This is a genomic window from Pseudoduganella sp. jia 12 (genome assembly GCF_055502675.1).
The window spans coordinates 1-17743 of sequence record NZ_JBUXKP010000008.1; the positions used below are offsets into that span (position 1 = coordinate 1).

The 17743-nt window shown below is 60.2% G+C and carries 13 protein-coding genes and 2 pseudogenes; 7 read left to right on the forward strand and 8 right to left on the reverse strand.

Annotated features, from left to right (window positions below; genetic code table 11):
* Nucleotides 1–240 precede the first annotated feature (240 nt).
* On the forward strand, nt 241–1200 hold the full coding sequence (locus ACY65G_RS18230) for an IS3 family transposase (protein WP_464998718.1): 960 nt from the start codon (nt 241–243) through the stop codon (nt 1198–1200).
* A gap of 81 nt (nt 1201–1281) precedes the next feature.
* On the opposite strand, the gene ACY65G_RS18235 is transcribed toward ACY65G_RS18230, so the two are convergent.
* Genes ACY65G_RS18235 through ACY65G_RS18245 form a run of 3 tightly spaced genes read right to left on the reverse strand, consistent with a single transcriptional unit; the run spans nt 1282 to nt 4223 of the window.
* Nucleotides 1282–2211 (reverse strand): hypothetical protein, encoded by a 930-nt coding sequence (locus tag ACY65G_RS18235; protein WP_464998719.1) that lies wholly within the window; start codon nt 2209–2211, stop codon nt 1282–1284.
* A gap of 28 nt (nt 2212–2239) precedes the next feature.
* A complete protein-coding gene (locus ACY65G_RS18240) occupies nt 2240–3340 on the reverse strand; it encodes a trypsin-like serine peptidase (RefSeq protein ID WP_464998720.1) in 1101 nt (366 codons plus the stop codon).
* A gap of 7 nt (nt 3341–3347) precedes the next feature.
* Nucleotides 3348–4223, reverse strand: a complete 876-nt coding sequence (locus tag ACY65G_RS18245; protein WP_464998721.1) for a glycoside hydrolase family protein — start codon at nt 4221–4223, stop codon at nt 3348–3350.
* A gap of 384 nt (nt 4224–4607) precedes the next feature.
* Here ACY65G_RS18245 and ACY65G_RS18250 point away from each other — a divergent pair.
* Nucleotides 4608–5782, forward strand: a pseudogene (locus ACY65G_RS18250) (IS3 family transposase).
* Between the two features lie 637 nt (nt 5783–6419).
* Here ACY65G_RS18250 and ACY65G_RS18255 read toward each other — a convergent pair.
* From ACY65G_RS18255 to ACY65G_RS18270, 4 genes and pseudogenes are all read right to left on the reverse strand, one after another.
* Nucleotides 6420–8189 (reverse strand): hypothetical protein, encoded by a 1770-nt coding sequence (locus ACY65G_RS18255; RefSeq protein WP_464998722.1) that lies wholly within the window; start codon nt 8187–8189, stop codon nt 6420–6422.
* 99 nt (nt 8190–8288) lie between these two features.
* Complete coding sequence (locus ACY65G_RS18260; protein WP_464998723.1) at nt 8289–9107, reverse strand: TIGR02391 family protein; 819 nt, start codon at nt 9105–9107, stop codon at nt 8289–8291.
* Between the two features lie 106 nt (nt 9108–9213).
* Nucleotides 9214–10004: pseudogene (locus ACY65G_RS18265) on the reverse strand (transposase family protein); the annotation flags it as partial.
* A gap of 173 nt (nt 10005–10177) precedes the next feature.
* On the reverse strand, nt 10178–10549 hold the full coding sequence (locus ACY65G_RS18270) for a VOC family protein (protein ID WP_464998724.1): 372 nt from the start codon (nt 10547–10549) through the stop codon (nt 10178–10180).
* Between the two features lie 234 nt (nt 10550–10783).
* Here ACY65G_RS18270 and ACY65G_RS18275 point away from each other — a divergent pair, with 234 nt between their 5' ends.
* Nucleotides 10784–12160: a S41 family peptidase gene (locus ACY65G_RS18275; RefSeq protein WP_464998725.1), complete on the forward strand. Its 1377-nt coding sequence runs from the start codon at nt 10784–10786 to the stop codon at nt 12158–12160.
* Between the two features lie 116 nt (nt 12161–12276).
* Here ACY65G_RS18275 and ACY65G_RS18280 read toward each other — a convergent pair whose 3' ends face one another.
* Nucleotides 12277–14538 carry a PhoX family protein gene (locus ACY65G_RS18280; protein WP_464998726.1) on the reverse strand — a complete coding sequence of 754 codons (2262 nt, stop codon included), beginning with the start codon at nt 14536–14538 and terminating at the stop codon, nt 12277–12279.
* A gap of 434 nt (nt 14539–14972) precedes the next feature.
* On the opposite strand from ACY65G_RS18280, the gene ACY65G_RS18285 reads away from it, so the two are divergent.
* The 4 genes from ACY65G_RS18285 to arsH are packed head-to-tail and all read left to right on the forward strand — an operon-like array spanning nt 14973 to nt 17719.
* On the forward strand, nt 14973–15287 hold the full coding sequence (locus ACY65G_RS18285) for an ArsR/SmtB family transcription factor (protein ID WP_464998993.1): 315 nt from the start codon (nt 14973–14975) through the stop codon (nt 15285–15287).
* A complete protein-coding gene (locus ACY65G_RS18290) occupies nt 15281–16561 on the forward strand; it encodes an arsenic transporter (protein WP_464998727.1) in 1281 nt (426 codons plus the stop codon). The genes ACY65G_RS18285 and ACY65G_RS18290 overlap by 7 nt, the downstream gene beginning before the upstream one ends.
* 20 nt (nt 16562–16581) lie before the next feature.
* Nucleotides 16582–17010 carry an arsenate reductase (glutaredoxin) gene (arsC, locus tag ACY65G_RS18295; protein ID WP_464998728.1) on the forward strand — a complete coding sequence of 143 codons (429 nt, stop codon included), beginning with the start codon at nt 16582–16584 and terminating at the stop codon, nt 17008–17010.
* Complete coding sequence (gene arsH / locus ACY65G_RS18300; RefSeq protein ID WP_464998729.1) at nt 17003–17719, forward strand: arsenical resistance protein ArsH; 717 nt, start codon at nt 17003–17005, stop codon at nt 17717–17719. Before arsC ends, arsH begins: the two co-directional genes overlap by 8 nt.
* Nucleotides 17720–17743 lie beyond the last annotated feature (24 nt).

Sequence of the window (17743 nt, forward strand, 5' to 3'; positions counted from 1 at the left end):
TATGATCAAAGAACAAGGCCTGAGCGTCCAGAACGTCAGCGAGAGCATGAGCATCGGTTCAACTGCGATCCGGCGTTGGCTGACGCAGTACGGTAACGAATAGAACGGCCAGCCAGGGATAGGCAAGCCCCTCACCACGGAGCAGCAGCGCATACGCCAGCTGGAGCTCGAAAACCGCCAACTTCGCCAGGACGTTGACATCTTAAAAAAGGCCTCGGCCTTCTTTGCCCGCGAAATGAAATGAGCTTTGAACTCATTCATCAGCTGCAACAGGAGGCCATCCCGGTCCAGCAGAGTTGCCGTGTTCTGTCCGTCAGCCGTTCCGCATACTACGAGGCGCGGCGTCGTTCTGCTAAACCGATTTTGTGCAAAACAAGCGTCCACCTGAAGGCCGCATTTGTGGCCAGCCATCAAAGCTATGGAAGCCGCCGCATGGTCACAGCAATGGCGAACCAAGGCATCGTAATCGGGCGCTACAAGGTACGAAGTTTGATGCGTAAAGCGGCCCTCAAGCCCGTCTGGAAGCGCAAGGTCGTCCACACCACTGACAGCAAACACAATCTGCCGGTGGCGGCTAACGTGCTCAATCGGCAGTTCAATCCGCCTGCGCCGGACATGGCCTACGTGACTGACATCACTTACATCCGTACCGGTGCCAGCTGGCTGTATCTGGCCATCGTGCTTGACCTGTTCGCTCGTAAGGTGGTGGGCTGGTCTATGGCCCCGAGCATGCCTGCAGAGCTGGTCTGCAAGGCCTTGACCATGGCCATCCAGCACCGGCGGCCGGCACCAGGCTTGGTCGTCCATTCTGACCGTGGCAGCCAGTACGCCAGCAAGCTGTACCAAGACCTGCTCGATGAGCACGGCTTCGTTTGCAGCATGAGCAGGAAAGGCAATTGCTGGGACAACGCCGTCGCTGAGCGCTTCTTCCTGAACCTCAAAACGGAGCGTGTTTGGCAGCGACAGTACGCCAACCAATCGGAGGCCAAGGCCGACATAACGGACTATATCGTCGGCTTCTACAACTGCAAGCGTTTGAATTCAGTACTGGGCAATTGCCGCCCGCCGCCTACGAGCGGAAACTGGCAAAAGTACCTATCGATGTGTCCGAAATTACTTGACCACTACAATCCCGGCAGGTCCATCTTCGACCACCAGCGTGCGGTTGCCTTGTTGAGGAGACGTTCCGAAACAACATAGAGCGTGAAGATACATCAACGCGGCAAGAGGAGGGAAAGGATTTGTATTGTAGCGCTTTCCTTGTTTCCCTTACCACGGCTGTCAATCGACAGTGACGGTTCCTGTCGCTCCAGGCTTTCCCTTTTCTCCTGGGGCGCCAAGCAGCCCCTGTGCCCCGTTGCTCCCTGCCGAGCCACCCCTGCAGTAGAATGTGCCGCTGCCACCGGGTCCGCCGAGTCCGCCTGGCCCCCCGGCGCCGGCCTGGCCCCCGTCGCCTTCCTTCCCGCCGGGAGCGACAAAATTAACCTGCATCCGCTGGGTGGCAATCCCGTTTCGCAAAATCAGCCGTCCGCCGTCACCACCATTGCCGCCGCTGCCGCCCTTGCCGCCGGGCCCTCCCTGGGATCCCGCACCACCGTTGCCACCGCCGCGGGCGCAATCGAACAGATGATCTGCGCCGTTGTCACCACGCGTGCCAGGTGCGCCCATCGGGCCGGGTGCGCCTTTTCCGCCTGACTGGCCATCTTGGCCATGCAAGGACACATTGAGCACATCAGTTCGGTCGAGTGCGGCGTTGAGTACGAGTGTACCGGCGCTTGAGCCCGATGCGCCGTTGCTCTGGTCGGCGGCCGTTGGCGGGAGCTTTCCCGCCGCACTGTCGAAAGAAACGATCTGGCCAGATCCTGGGACGATCTGCAGCGCGTTGATTTCCAGGTTGATGCCGTTCGTGACAATGCGCGCACCGTTGCGCAATTCGAGGCGATTGAGCGACAGGGTCTGGCTGGATCCTATGGGAGGGGCATCGACCAACAATGTGGCGCCATCGAGGATCAGCGAAGGCTGGGCCTTCAAGAGTGCCAGCACCTCGGATGGGGCGGCGCCGATCGCGATACGCTTGCGTACGGCCGATGGCAGTTTCGTCACCGCAGTATCGGCGCTCACCATGATCGGTGCCGAGATGGCCTGTTGCCCGAGGACCGGCAAAGGGAGGATGATGGCGAACAGGGCCGTTGTAATGTGTGCGAAGCGCATAAGGTGTCTCGTTTTTTCAGGGAATAATTCAATTGCTAATCAATGTTGCCGTGCCCAGTTCGCTCCATTGCTGGTCGCTACTTAACTTGCGCTTGACGAGGCCGCCTTGTTTGGGAATCAGGTAAATCCAGTCGTCTTTGGCATCCCACAGGACGAGATCGGCCGCGCCGCTAAGTTGCTCCTTCAGCTTGATTGTCATGCCCGGGCGCGCCGGATCATCCCGCAATGTCCAGATTCCTTCCAGCTCCGTCAATTTTCGTCCGTCGGTTAGCTGATATGACCTTGCACCCTCGGCAGGGTGCGTAGTGACGCCACCGCCCGCGCCGCCGCCGCCGCTGGCAGTCGCGTTAGCCGCGGCCAGGGCTTTTCTCACCAAAGCACTTTCGGCCATAATTTTCGACAACAGCAGGCCCTGGTTGAAGGTCTCCGCGTTTTCGTCCTTGCCGCTGGTTGTGTGGATGCCAATGAGCTCTAATCGGGCATTCAGGACCGGCGCTCCGGAACTGTTAATCTGTGTCGAGCAGCGGTGCTTGAAGCGCAGGTCCAACAGCGGCTCAGCGGTTGCACGGCAGTCCTTTCGGGTGATGATGAGCGGACGGCCGAAGGGAAAGTGAATAATGTATAAATCTTCGAGGGGGGTGGGGTCGGTGCCTGGTTTGGGGATCCTGCGCTCTTTGATGGGCACGGGCTGCTTCGTCTTGAGTACCATGAAGTCCGCCTCTTTTGCCTTGCCGACGGCTACCGGCTTGACTTCAAGGTCGACCCGCGTGCCTTCATTCGTCGAGAACCGGTCCAGCAGAATAAATAGCTTGCTCGGGTGGAGTTTTTCAACTGTGTTGGTCAATTTGTCCCGTACTTCCAGGCAGTGCCGGGCTGTCAGGACTAGTTCGGAGCTGATCAGAACGCCGCTGCAGATGGAGTCTTCCATACCATTGGCATCGACCATGACCAGGTAGGCGACAGCCGTGGAGGCATGGCGAAACTCGGACGCGTGCGCCATGCCGGCGATGGCCTCGTAATCATCAAGCGGGCGGGGGCCAGCCGACTCCGGCGCGGGCGGGGCCGCCAAGCCGGCTGCAAGTGGCGCCATCAGCACCCAAGCCAAGGCATGCTTTACATGCTGTCGCATCGTCTGCCTACCTTGATCGGAGACCCAGCTCGAACAGTGCCGCTTCGGCATCGCGCCTGAGCAGCAAGCCGCGCAAATCCGGATTGCTTTTCCAGATCCATTTCATGGCCCGGATCTCGTCTGGGATTTTTTCAAACTGCCCCGATTGCATATGCGATTTGATGGCGCGCATCTGAGCATAGCGCCGCTTTTTCAAGCCATACGACGCGCCCCGGTTGTAGGTCAGCGATACCAGCGCCCCGAGCATATCGTCATTCAACTTGGCCGTGTTGGGCAGGGCAGCCTCAGTCTCGCCGACATAACGAGGGGACACTTGCTCAAAAAACTGCCGGCGGGCGTCGTCCCAGCCAATCTTGACGACGCGCATGTCCTTGATGAACGTTGCTGCTGCCGTTCCCTTGTGGCCGCACGCCGGAGTGAGGGTGGCGATGTGGTCGGCACCGATGTAGGGCATCCAGTCGGATTTGAGGCGCAACGGGGAAACGTAGCCAATGTCATAGCCGATGCCGATGGTTACGCCTGATTCACCTTTAGGCCAGGTGGGCCATTGGTAGCGCTCGTTGTACACCGTCTCGCTGGTGACCTCGCACGCAATGATCAGATCGCTTGCTCGCTTTGAGATTGGCGTGAGCGATTTCGATGCCTTGATCGGGGCGCGTTCCAGGCCGGCCCGTACGCCGTACTCGCGCTCGGCGCCGCTTCGGATCTGCGCGGCGAGTTCGGGATTGGTCTGCAGCGCAGTGAGCAAGGATGTGAAATCGTCCTCGGCCGCGCCGGCGCCACTGTGCCACAGCCCCAGACCCCCTGTTCCCCAGAGCAGTGCGGCTTTCAGCGCAGTCCGGCGTTGAACAGATGAAACCTCGTCAAAGCTTGCATTCTTCATCTTGCTCCCCGGTTGAGGCGGATGTGTTTGGGGTTGATCTCGGTTTATGTACATACGCTCAACTCAAGGCTACTGCATTTTTTGTTCAATGCTCATGATATTTGTCAAAGCATCGAAGATATCAAAGGTGAAAAGCCATAAGCTTTACTGCACGACAGGCTGCCCGATGGCCGTCAGAGGATGGTATATACTGTGTTTTTATACAGTAGTTTTTCACTCCCACTTTGAGCTTTCCAAATGTCATCCGCATCCATGGCGCAGAGCTTGCCCGATTATGCCGAGCTGTTCTGCCTGTCCAATTTCTCCTTGCTGCACGGCGCTGCTGTGGTCTAATTTGTCCGGGCACTTCAATAGGTGGAAAATCCACCACGTGAGGGGCATTACATGCCAAGACAACGCAAGACATTCGATGCCAGCCTGAAGCTGGAAGTCGTTCTTATGATCAAAGAACAAGGCCTGAGCGTCCAGAACGTCAGCGAGAGCATGAGCATCGGTTCAACTGCGATCCGGCGTTGGCTGACGCAGTACGGTAACGAATAGAACGGCCAGCCAGGGATAGGCAAGCCCCTCACCACGGAGCAGCAGCGCATACGCCAGCTGGAGCTCGAAAACCGCCAACTTCGCCAGGACGTTGACATCTTAAAAAAGGCCTCGGCCTTCTTTGCCCGCGAAATGAAATGAGCTTTGAACTCATTCATCAGCTGCAACAGGAGGCCATCCCGGTCCAGCAGAGTTGCCGTGTTCTGTCCGTCAGCCGTTCCGCATACTACGAGGCGCGGCGTCGTTCTGCTAAACCGATTTTGTGCAAAACAAGCGTCCACCTGAAGGCCGCATTTGTGGCCAGCCATCAAAGCTATGGAAGCCGCCGCATGGTCACAGCAATGGCGAACCAAGGCATCGTAATCGGGCGCTACAAGGTACGAAGTTTGATGCGTAAAGCGGCCCTCAAGCCCGTCTGGAAGCGCAAGGTCGTCCACACCACTGACAGCAAACACAATCTGCCGGTGGCGGCTAACGTGCTCAATCGGCAGTTCAATCCGCCTGCGCCGGACATGGCCTACGTGACTGACATCACTTACATCCGTACCGGTGCCAGCTGGCTGTATCTGGCCATCGTGCTTGACCTGTTCGCTCGTAAGGTGGTGGGCTGGTCTATGGCCCCGAGCATGCCTGCAGAGCTGGTCTGCAAGGCCTTGACCATGGCCATCCAGCACCGGCGGCCGGCACCAGGCTTGGTCGTCCATTCTGACCGTGGCAGCCAGTACGCCAGCAAGCTGTACCAAGACCTGCTCGATGAGCACGGCTTCGTTTGCAGCATGAGCAGGAAAGGCAATTGCTGGGACAACGCCGTCGCTGAGCGCTTCTTCCTGAACCTCAAAATGGAGCGTGTTTGGCAGCGACAGTACGCCAACCAATTGGAGGCCAAGGCCGACATAACGGACTATATCGTCGGCTTCTACAACTGCAAGCGTTTGAATTCAGTACTGGGCAAATTGCCGCCCGCCGCCTATGAGCGGAAACTGGCAAAAGTACCTATCGATGTGTCCGAAATTACTTGACCACTACAGAGTTCGAATTTGGGATGCCCGATAGCTACGGATACCTTAGCCTCGCGTTCTCGGTCCTTGATGCAACAGGGCGCTGCGCCTGTCGAGTGCAATTGGAGTCGAACTACCTCTCGGACCTATGGCCATGAAAGCAGGAACCGAGTCCAGATAGACATGGGTGTTGAGCCAAATGCTATTGACCGATTTGTTCTCGACCTAAAAAACCTGCTCAACAGCAAGCCAGGAGAAGCGGTTCTAGAAGGAATCGAAAAGTTCCAATGATCGGGCAAATCTGGCCGCCCTTGGACGTCTGCAATGGGGCGGTAGCGGCCGTTGGCCCGACCAACTTCATCGTTGAAGCCACTGGTCGCCTGCCGGATCGGGCACCCTCCGACCAACTTTCGGACCGTCGTGAGATCGTTCAGAATCAATGACCTATAGCGACTGGTTCCGACCAACTTTATTTGCTCTAGTCATCCCAGCGGCCTGAATAGAGTGAATTAAGTGCGTCAAGTGCGGATTAAGTTTGTCAAACGCGATTCATGTTTGTCAATTTGATTCATTGTCCTAGCGCGACACACCTAGTGAAGGACAAGCAGGCAGAAAGCTGATCATTAGCGCAGCTCCTGCCTGTTCAGTTCCGCTATCTTTAACCGCGGTTTAAAAGACTTTCGATGGCGGTTGTCACTGTGCCTAACGAATCGATGACACCGTCCATGACGAAATCAAGTGCCCGTCCATACCCTGTGTTGACGTTGGCCGTGTCAAACCCAAGCTGTTGTAGAGTCGCAAGGCATTTTTCCACGGTCTCATGCGCATCGGCGATTCTGAGATCGTTGTTTAAGAATAAGGCCGCCAATGCTGCGTTTCGATCGTTCCATCTCTCCGGCTCTATACCAGAAGCAAAAGCATCAGGCAATTCCTCTTGGGCATTCAGTCTCTCGGTAATGTTCAAAAGTGCTTGCAATAGTTTGAGGCTTCCGAATTCCTTAACAGCCTTTCTTGGACACCCGGCTTGCTCCAACAGTGATTTCAAGTAGCCGTCTGGAATACGTTGCCATACCTCGTGTAAGCTCTTGCAACGCGCCAAAAACATCTGTTGTGTCATGTGCAGTGGTGCGACCTGAGCCAACCGACCGAGCGCTGGATATGCCGACCAACCATTGGCCCCTATCTCAACGCCATCAAATCCGCTTAACTCTGCTGCTGACTTATTTAGTCCCACGGTTGCGCCAAGTGTTGAGAGACCGTTACCCAACCGTAGAAGAACATCGAGCAACCGCTGCACCTTGGCTACCACATGCTCTTCATGCACATCTAGATGGGCCAGATCGGCTAGCTCGAGCGCGAATGATCGAGCATGCACGATTTCACGATCTGGCTTCGGCTTGTACAGCTCACGCATCGGCACCTGTATTAAATTTCTTCCGACACGCCGACATTCAGTAAAGCTCCACTGCCCCCCATATGACGGATTGCAGTACCACTGTCCCCAGACATGGGCCGGTGTCGAATCGTAGAAAGTGCTTTGCTCGTACTTCTGAAGAAACCGATCGTCTAGATAAACAGGATTATTTTCGATGATGGCATTTGCACGTGTGTGAGTCATGGGGCGAGCGTCGCCGGGCCACAGGATGCCCTCAGCAGTCTGCTCTGGGCAGAGTTCCGGCATAACCGCCTCAACCGAAGCCCAGAGCTGGAGCAGCAGCCCACCCCTGTGTTCTCGAATGTCCAGTTCATACCAAGCAACGCCCTCAGTAGGCTTACGGACCACATGAGATTCTCCTCCCATGATCGCACGGATTCCCGGAACATCCGGTAGCTGGGCTGAGTAGTAGATGATTTGTACACCGCGGGCGCCGCGGAGCCAAAGGTAGCGTCGGAGATATTCATTCGACATGCGCCAACTGACGGATCTCTTCAAATTCCAATGGTAGTTGCTCGAAACCTCGCCCTCTGCAACACCGAACTCTGGGAGGCTCAAGTCATCGTAGACTAGACGTTGTTGATCGTTCCCGACACAGCGGGGAGTCAGTCCGAGAGTCATCCAGACCTTCTCGGCCAAATTAAAAGTGTAGAACGAGCCATCACCCCATGCCGCGACGATGTAGTCGTAGCCAGAGATCGAGGGACGAAAATCAACTGAGCACCCTAGTGCGTCGCCGAACGGAACCGAGTACTCAACTACTCCGTTGCCGGCCTCGGACAGAACCTCGATCGGGCCATCATCTATCCCTGGGACCACAGCCATCAGCAAATGGAGGTGCTCAGCTTGCCCTCCATGAGGCTCTGATTCCTGCATGGTGGCAACCTCGACGAATTGGCGCGGCGACAAGCCAATCGGCTCAAGCAAGTTACGCAGCCTTGGCGGCATGTCGTCAGCTGGGATAGGGAATTCTGCTAGATAGTCGAATGTCATACGTTTCTTATTTGGCTTTCGCAAGCGGCAGTACGGGCATGCTGTCGCGGTTGCGAACAACGGCTCCTGCTAATGGGACGTTGCTGAGTGACCAATCCGTTAGTGGCACGCTGCGTTTGCTTTCTGCACGCGATCCAGCTTACGTTGGATTAGCGATACCAACGTTAAGATATCGAGTGCATCTTGCTCGGACATGGGCCAGTTAGTTTTGGGTGCGTGTGCCAGTGGATTACGAACAGCGCCAAACAAGCCGATCAGTAGATTAGCGAAACCCCGTTGCTCGCTCTTTTCGGATTCGCTGGTCAGCGGGCTCAGTACCAAGACAGGCTGCTGACCAGCAAACGCTTTACTTACAAGGTCTGCACCGTCACCGCTGAGCCCCGACATCGTACGAATCCGCTCTGCAACACCTTTCGTTGCCTCGAATACTGCATGAAAATAATTCTCATCCATCAATTCAATACGACAGTAGTTCAAGACTTCGGCATGCACGGCGCGGCTCTCTAACGCTGCCTTGAGCCGACCGACACGTGCCCGGGCCGCATCCAAGGTAGTCGCCTTGTCCGCATATCCTACCTGGCCGTCGTCACGAACATAAAAGCCCGAGAACGCAAGGACTACGTTGAGCTCGTCGCGTCTCCAGATGAACGATCCCCGATCACGGGCGTAACTTACCGGGTTCATGGCCCGATTGATAAACATAACCAAATGATTACCGACTTGATGCTTGTTTTGCGCGATGGCAAAAGCGTTAAACAGCCGCTGCCACTTCGTAATGCCAGGCGATACATCAGGCACGCCGATGTCTTGCAGTAAGCGTTCAATCTGTGACCCGTTTAGGCCACGCTCGGTATCGCCCAGCACTCGACAGGCAGCTTCCAATTGCTGCGACGTGAAACATTCGATGCGTGTTGCCATTGCTTCTCCATGATTCATACGCCAGGTTGATGATCTCAGAGCACATCAGCCCGGAGAAGAGAGCATTTCAATAGACAAAGTCACACTGCACGCGTCGCCCGAAGCATTGCGCGATTAGTTCGCTCATTCGGCCATTGAATCGTTCGACGATACCGTTGGTTTGTGGATGGCAAGGCGTCGCCAGGCGGTGCTCGATCTCCATGCCGGTACAGGCTTTGTCGAACGCATGGTTGCCGCTGGACGCCTTGTCTTTGGTGGTAAAACGGTCCGTAATTGCGAACCGTTCTCGGTCAAAATTTTGGTGATCTTGATAGGTGACGCGAGCTTCAAACGGCGCAGGAAACCAACGCTACTACGCTCGGTCATATCGCCGTAGATATGCAGGTATACCCAGCGTGTAGCGCGGTCGATGGCGACGAACAAATAGCGGCGCGAGGTCTCGTCAGGCATCTGCGGCAGGTACTTGATATCGACGTGAAGGAAGCCTGGCTCGTAGTCTTTGAAAGTCTTCTTGGCCATGATCGTTTCCCCTTCTTCTTTGGGGATCACGTCCTCCAATTTTGCCATGCCTTCGAGTTTGAGTAGCCGTGCAATGCCCGAACGGGAGACTTCCGGATTGATGTATTGCCGGGCGATGTAAAGCAAGTCGTCGAGCGGCAAGTAGAGCGTCTGCCGAAGTGAGAGCACGACAAATTCTTGGGCCGCGCTCAACGTCGTGTGCAGCGTGTGAGCACGATGCGAACGATCTTGCACATCGTCCCGCTTGAGCCATTTGGCAGCGGTGGCCCGGGTGACATTAAACACCTTGACAGCTTGGCGATCGGACAAGCCGGAATCCTTGATCTCCTGGCGGATTTTTGGCGTGGTGCGGGCTTGCGGGTGAATGCGTGAACTCATGCTTGATTTGGTGGCGTGCGGCGATGGGTCGAAGAGCGCGGAGGGAAGCCAGTGATTAGTTCGTCAAGCACTGCTTTGGCGTGGAACAAGCCCATGCTGCGACGAGGAACATGATCGCACGAAACTGAACAGTTAGCTTAGACAGCAAGCCAGAGGATGAATTTCGCGCCTGCTCAGCCGCGCACCGCCTCGATCAATTCAACACGGTTGCCGAACGGGTCCTCGATGCCCGCGCGGCGCCGGCCATAGGCGCCTTCTTCCGGCCGCACGTCCACGCCGCGTTCCTGCAGCAGCGTGCAATAGGCTTCGAAGTCCTCGACGATGAAGGCTGGATGCGCCTTCTTCGCCGCCACGAAATCCACCTGCGACCCGATGTGCAACTGGCTGGCGCCGGCCACGAACCACATGCCGCCGGAAGCGTTGAGCGGCGCCGGCTTGGGCGTCTCCATCAGGCCCAGTACACCGCCATAGAAGGCGCGTGCCGCGTCGTCCGCGCCGGGCGGGATGGCGACCTGCACATGGTCGATACCGGAGATGTGGGGCATGGGATCCTTTCAGTTCTTGAGACAAGACACGCCATTATCGCTTGTCACGGCGCGCGCGCAGCTCCCCCGTCCGCGTGAACAGTCATGGCCGGCGCACTCCCAAATCCAGCCCCTGGCTTTCGATCCCGTTCGTGCGCGTAACACCCCGTACCACTCCTTTACGCCAACTTACTTCCCTTGACGGCACTTGCCACGCCCCCGCCGCAGAATCGGTGCATCAAGAAGGAGCAAACCATGAAGCGCTGGATATCGAGTGCAGTACTGAGCATGTGCGTGGCAACCCTGCCATGCCACGCGGAAGAATCGCTGACACTGCCCAAGGAGGAATTCGAGCAGATGCTGGGCAGCTACCAGCTCGTGCTGAAGGATTACGTCGGCACGGCCGACAGCAAGAAACTGCTGACCGAAGCGATCCGCGGCATGCTGTCGTCGCTGGACCCGCATTCGCGTTACCTCGACAAGGACGACCTGGAGGACCTGGAGCGCATCCATTCGGGTGCGTATGTGGGCATCGGCATCGGGGTGGAAATACTGAGCGGCCAGGTCCTGGTCCGCGACGTGGCCGAAAATGGTCCGGCGGACAAGGCGGGCATCCGGGCCGGCGACTCGATCGTGGCGATCGATGGCGCGCCGCTGTTCGGGCTGCGCGACAACCAGATCGCCCGGCGCATGCATGGGGAACCGGGAACGAACGTGGAGGTCACGCTGGCAAAGCGCGGCAACACGCCACTGAGGACCCTCAGCATCGCCCGCACCACGATGCATGACAACACCGTCACCGTGCAGCGCCTGGAAGGCCATATCGCGCGCATCCGCATCAGCGAGTTCGGTGGCGGCACGGCGGCCGAACTGGTCGCGGCATTGCGGCAGCTGGACGGTCCGCGCCGCGTCGATGGCATCGTGCTGGACCTGCGCAACAACCCGGGCGGCCTGCTGCCGGCGGCGGTCGCGGTGGCCGGTGCCTTCCTGCCGCAAGGCGCCGTTGTCTTTTCGTCCACCGGCCGTCTGCCGGCGAGCAACAGCAAGGTCACCGTCTCTCCCCGGTTCTTCGGCACGCCGGATACCAGGGTGGCGTATGACCAGCTGCCGGCGTTTGCCCGGACAGTGCCGCTGGCCGTGCTGGTCAACGGCTCGTCGGCATCGGCGGCGGAGTTGCTGGCCGGGGCCATCCAGGACCATGGCCGCGGCAAGATCGTTGGCGCGCGCACCTATGGCAAGGGCTCCATTCAGGCCGTGTTCCCGTTGTCCGGCGAATCGGCCATCAAGCTGACCATCGCGCGCTATTTCACGCCGAACGGGCGCGAGGTGCAGGCGCAAGGCATCGAACCGGACGTGGAAGTCGCCCAGGCGGCGCACAAGGACGGCGACGACAACCTGCTGTTCCGCGAAGCCGACATGGCGAACCACCTGCCCGCCAGCTCGGTCTCGCCGGACGCGGAGACCAGGGCATCCGAGCGCCCCGTCGCCGAAGACAGCAAGGTATTCGGCTCGGCCGGCGACCGCGCGCTGCAGGCGGCGCTGGCGCAGCTGCATCCGGCCGCGCCGCGTGGCCAGGCACTGGGTTCGGTCTGGCGCGGCATCTCCGCCCTCTTCCGGACCAACGACAGTTGAGCGCAAGAGGCCGGGACCGCGTCGTCCCGGCCCACCGCCGTTTTCGCCTCGGTTAAGCAGGCGCCATGAAAAAAGCCGGCGTGCGCCGGCTTTCAACGAACTACGCCCGAAGGCGATCAGGTACCGATGCGGCCGCCGTCGTTCTTCGTGATGACGATCGTTGCCGAACGCGGGCGCTTGCCCGTGCCGTAGCCGGCGTTGCTTGGCCACTGGCTCGTGTACTTCGTCGGGTCGGCGATATTGGCCAGCGACGTGCTCTCGCCCGGGTGCTGGATGTTGACGAACAGCGCCTTGCCGTCCGGGGTTTCCGTGATGCCGGTGATTTCCGAGCCCACGGGGCCGACGAGGAAGCGCTTCAGCGTATCGGCGCTGGCCTTCTTGCCCACGAAGGTGTCCACGGCAAGCTTGCTGCCGTCGGCCTTGTCGTACGTGAGCGTGGTCTTCGCGCCGTCGCCCACCTGGCCCGGCAGGGCGGCCAGCATCATGCAGTTCGTCACGTCGGTGTAGGCACCGTCATCGGTCTGGATCCAGCAGATGCCGGTGCTCTTCAGGAATGCCAGGCCGTCCGGGCTGGAAAAGTCCTGGTCGGCGGTCAGCGCGGACAGGTTGATCTTCGTGGCGTCCGCGCCGCTCTCGGCGCCGAACAGGTACACGTCCCACGTGAAGGTCGTGGCGGCACCTGCGCCGCTGCCTTCCTTGAAGCGGATGATGTGGCCGTTCGGGTTGCCGTTCTGCGCGCTCGTGCCCTTCATGTCGGTGTAGGCGCGCGGGTTGGCCGCATCCGGCGCCAGCTGCGACGAGCCGGTGGCGTTGACGTTGCGGTTGGAATTGTTCGTCAGCGTGTAGTAGATCTCGCCGTTGGCCGGGTTCACCGAGCACCATTCCGGGCGGTCCATCTTCGTCGCGCCCACGGCATCGGCGGCCAGGCGCGCATTGACCACCACGTCCGCCAGGTCGGCGAACTTGTAGGCGGCGAAGGCGGCAATCTGCGGATTGCTCATCGACAGTTCGATCCACTGGCCGGTGCCGTCCGAAGCCAGCTTGGCGACATACAGCTTGCCCGAATCGAGGTACTTGTCGCCGGTGGCCATGCGGTCGGCCGGGGTGGCGTCGGCGGCATTCCAGGCGGCGGCGGACACGAACTTGTAGATGTATTCGTTGCGCGAATCGTCGCCCATGTACACGGCCAGCGGCTGGCCCGCGGTGGCGATGCCGAATGCGGCGCTCTCATGGGCGAAGCGGCCCAGGGCGCTGCGCTTCTTGGCCAGCTTTGTCTTGTCGTAGGCATCGACTTCGATGATGTAGCCCTGGCCGTTCATCTCGTTGCGGTAGTCGTCGGTGCCGTCCGCCGAGGCGCCCTTCTTGCTGATGTCCCAGCGCTGGTACTTGTCGTCCGCGCCGCCCGTTTCCCAGCCGTGGCGCGACGTGGCGCCCTGGTTGCGGCCATAGCGGCGCAGCGACGTCACGCTCTTGTCGTTGCCGCGTGCGGCATCGTCGGTGGCCGAGCGCGCGAAGTAGCCGGACCAGTTTTCTTCGCCCGACAGGTAGGTGCCCCACGGCGTACGGCCATTGCCGCAGTTGTTCAGGGTGCCGCGCGTGCGGGTACCGTTCGGCGAATGCTTGGTGAACAGCAGCGAGTTGCCGCGTGCCGGGCCGCCGATTTCCACGTCGGTCAGCGGCGTGATGCGGTAGTTGAACGTGGAATCGTTGACCGTGGCCCACGTGGTGCCGGTCTTCTTCACTTCGACCACGCTGATGCCATGGACGGCGACTTCCTTGTCCACTTCGACGGACGGGCGCGGCAGGCTGGTGGTGCCGCCGTTGGCGTGCAGGAAGTGCGACGACAGCTTTTCATCGGTGGTCGCCTCATGGTTCATGGCGAGCACGCCACGGTCCGACGCGGTGGTCGATGGCGTGCCGGTGGCGGACAGTGCGAAGAATTCCATGCCGTCGTGGTGGTCGCCGGCGCGGTTCTCGAAATCGGTGTCGGTGCCGTCGTTCTTGTAGGCGGCCGTACCCGCGCGCAGCGGGTCGCCCAGCGCATACAGCACGGTCGCGGTATAGCCGGCCGGCACGAGCACGGAGTCCGCCAGGCTCTTCGGCACGGCCGTGAAGGCCAGCAGCTTTTCCGCCTGCGCGGGCGGGGTGGGGTTGGTGGTGGCGGGTGGCACGGTCGTGACGGGATCGTCGTCCGAACCACCGCAACCGGCCAGGCCCAGGCCGCCCAGCATCGCCGTTGCCGCCGTTGCAAACCCGCCGCGCAGCATGTTGCGGCGGCTCAGGCGTGCGGAAAGCACGGCGTTGAAATGATTCGAATCGCTGGTGTCGATGGCGTCCGCCTCGGTGGGCATCAGCTTCAAGTCGTTCGGCTTGTTCATTGTTGGGTCCTATGCCTGGTGGGTTGCAAAACGACAAGATCTTAGTTGCGTTAAATGACATGTTGATGACGTGACGCTGCATTTATTACCTTTTGATAGTCACCAACGAACCAGCCCATGCCGACACATGCGAGCAAAACTGGGGACGGACCCCTGTTTCCAGGCAAAACTGGGGACGGACCCCTGTTTCCAGGAAATATTGCTGGGGTATTCAATGCGTGACGGCTTGGCAAACGTAATCGCCATGAAACTTTTCTCTAAACAGGGCGATCCAGTACGTCCCAGTTTTGATGAAACTTTCCTTTAAACAGGGGTACGTCCCCAGTTTTGCCAGCGAGCAATCGCGCGAGATGGTGGTGCTGTTTTCGTTGCCATGGCCGTCGACATCCCGTACGATACTTCGATAATCGTTGAAATGTCGAAGTGAAACCATGATGCAGACCGATGACGTCTTGACCGCCCTTGCTGCCCTGGCCCAGGAAAGCCGCCTCGCGATCTTCCGGCTTCTCGTGCAGGCGGGGCCGGGTGGCCTGGCGGCCAGCAGGATCGCCGAGGAACTCGGGATCGCCCCGTCGTCGCTGTCGTTCCACCTGAAGGAACTCACGCACGCCAGGTTGCTGGCATCGCGGCAGGACGGCCGCTTTGTCATCTACGCCGCCGATATCGGTGCGATGAATGCCCTCATCGGTTTCCTGACCGAGAACTGCTGTGGCGGCGTTCCCTGCGGCGTGGGCGGTAAAACGTGCTGACGGCGTTCCTCATCTTCGTTGCCACCCTGGTCTTCGTCATCTGGCAACCGCGTGGCCTGGGCATCGGCTGGAGCGCCGCGATCGGCGCACTGGTCGCGCTGCTGGCCGGCGTGATCCACGTGGGCGACATTCCCGTTGTCTGGCACATCGTGTGGAATGCCACCGGTGCCTTCGTTGCCGTCATCATCATCAGCCTGCTGCTGGACAAGGCCGGCTTCTTCGAATGGGCGGCGCTGCACGTGGCGCGCTGGGGCAAAGGGAACGGCCGGCGCCTGTTCGCACTGCTCGTGCTGCTTGGCGCGGCCGTGGCCGCCGTATTCGCCAACGATGGCGCGGCGTTGATCCTTACGCCGATCGTGATCGCCATACTGCGCGCACTGCGCTTCAATGCCCGCGCGACGCTGGCGTTCGTGATGGCCGCCGGCTTCATCGCCGATACGGCCAGCCTGCCCCTCGTCGTCTCGAACCTGGTGAACATCGTGTCGGCCGATTATTTCGATATCGGCTTCGCGCGCTACGCGGCCGTCATGGTGCCCGTGAATGTGGTATCGGTCGTGGCCACGCTGGGCGGCCTGCTGCTCTACTTCCGCAAGGACATCCCGGCCAATTACGACATGGCACAGCTGAAGCGGCCGGAAGACGCCATCCACGACCGGGCCACGTTCGTCACCGGCTGGTGGGTACTCGCGCTGCTGCTGGCCGGCTTCTTCTGGCTCGATTCGCTGGGCGTGCCGATCAGCGCCGTCGCGGCGGCGGGCGCCGTGCTGCTGCTGGCCGTGGCGGCGCGCGGGCATCGCATTGCCACGCGCGAGGTGCTGCGCGGCGCGCCGTGGCAGGTCGTCGTTTTCTCGCTCGGCATGTACCTTGTCGTGTATGGCCTGCGCAATGCCGGCCTTACCGATTACCTGAGCGCGCTGCTGGAACGCTGCGCGGATTACGGCGTGTGGGGTGCCGCCCTGGGCACCGGTTTCATCACCGCCCTCCTGTCGTCCGTGATGAACAACATGCCCACCGTGCTGGTCGGCGCGCTGTCGATCGACGCGACCAGCACGCAAGGTGTCGTGCGCGAAGCGATGATCTACGCGAACGTGATCGGCAGCGACCTGGGGCCGAAGATCACGCCGATCGGCAGCCTGGCCACCCTGCTGTGGCTGCACGTGCTGGACAGCAAAGGCATCCACATCGCATGGGGCTACTACTTCCGCACCGGCATCGTGCTCACCTTGCCCGTGCTGCTGCTGACCCTGGCCGCACTGGCCATCCGCTTGACCTGAAGATTCGCCGAGGAGACATCATGAGCGTCACCATCTACCACAACCCCGCCTGCGGCACGTCGCGCAACACGCTGGGCCTGATCCGTAACGCCGACATCGAGCCGGCCGTCATCGACTACCTGGCCACGCCACCGGACCGCGCCACGCTGGCCGCCCTGATCGCCAGCGCCGGTCTCACCGTGCGCGAGGCGATCCGCCAGAAAGGCACGCCGTACGCGGAACTCGGCCTGGACGACCCGGCCGTCACGGACGACCGGCTGCTCGATGCCATGCTGGCCCATCCCATCCTGATCAACCGGCCGTTCGTCGTCACACCCATCGGCGTGCGGCTGTGCCGCCCATCGGAACTGGTGCTCGACATCCTCCCCGTGCCGCAACGCGGCGCGTTCACGAAAGAAGATGGCGAAGCGGTCATCGACGCACAGGGGCAGCGCATCCACCATGGATAAGATTGCGAACCTGCCCAATATCCAGCCCGATCAGCTGGACATGCCGACCGTGCAGAAACTCGAACCGGCCGGCACCCTCGACCACCCGCCCCGCTTCCTGCTGCTGTATGGTTCCCTGCGCGAGCGCTCGTTCAGCCGCTTCCTCACCGAAGAGGCGGCCCGCATCCTGGAGCACTTCGGCGGCGAAGTCAAAATCTTCGATCCCACCGAACTGCCGATGGCGGGCAGCGTGCCCGACGACCACCCGAAGGTGGTGGAACTGCGCGAGCTGTGCCTGTGGTCCGAAGGGCACGTGTGGTGCAGCCCGGAGCGGCACGGCGCCGTCACGGCCGTGATGAAGAACCAGATCGACTGGATCCCGCTGGAACAGGGCGCGCTGCGGCCGAGCCAGGGCCGCACGCTCGCCGTCATGCAGGTGTGCGGCGGCTCGCAATCGTTCAACGTCGTCAACACGCTGCGCCTGCTGGGCCGCTGGATGCGCATGTTCACGATCCCGAACCAGTCGTCTGTGCCGATGGCATACAAGGAATTCGACGACGCGGGCCGCATGCGCCCTTCGGCCTACTACGACCGCGTCGTCGACGTAATGGAGGAACTTTACAAGATCACGCTGCTGATGCGCGGGCGGACCGATTACCTGACGGACCGGTACAGCGAGCGCAGCGAACGGGCGCTGAAGGCGATCGACCGGCAGATCGCCAGGCTCTGACCCGGCGCCACGACAGCCCGGCGA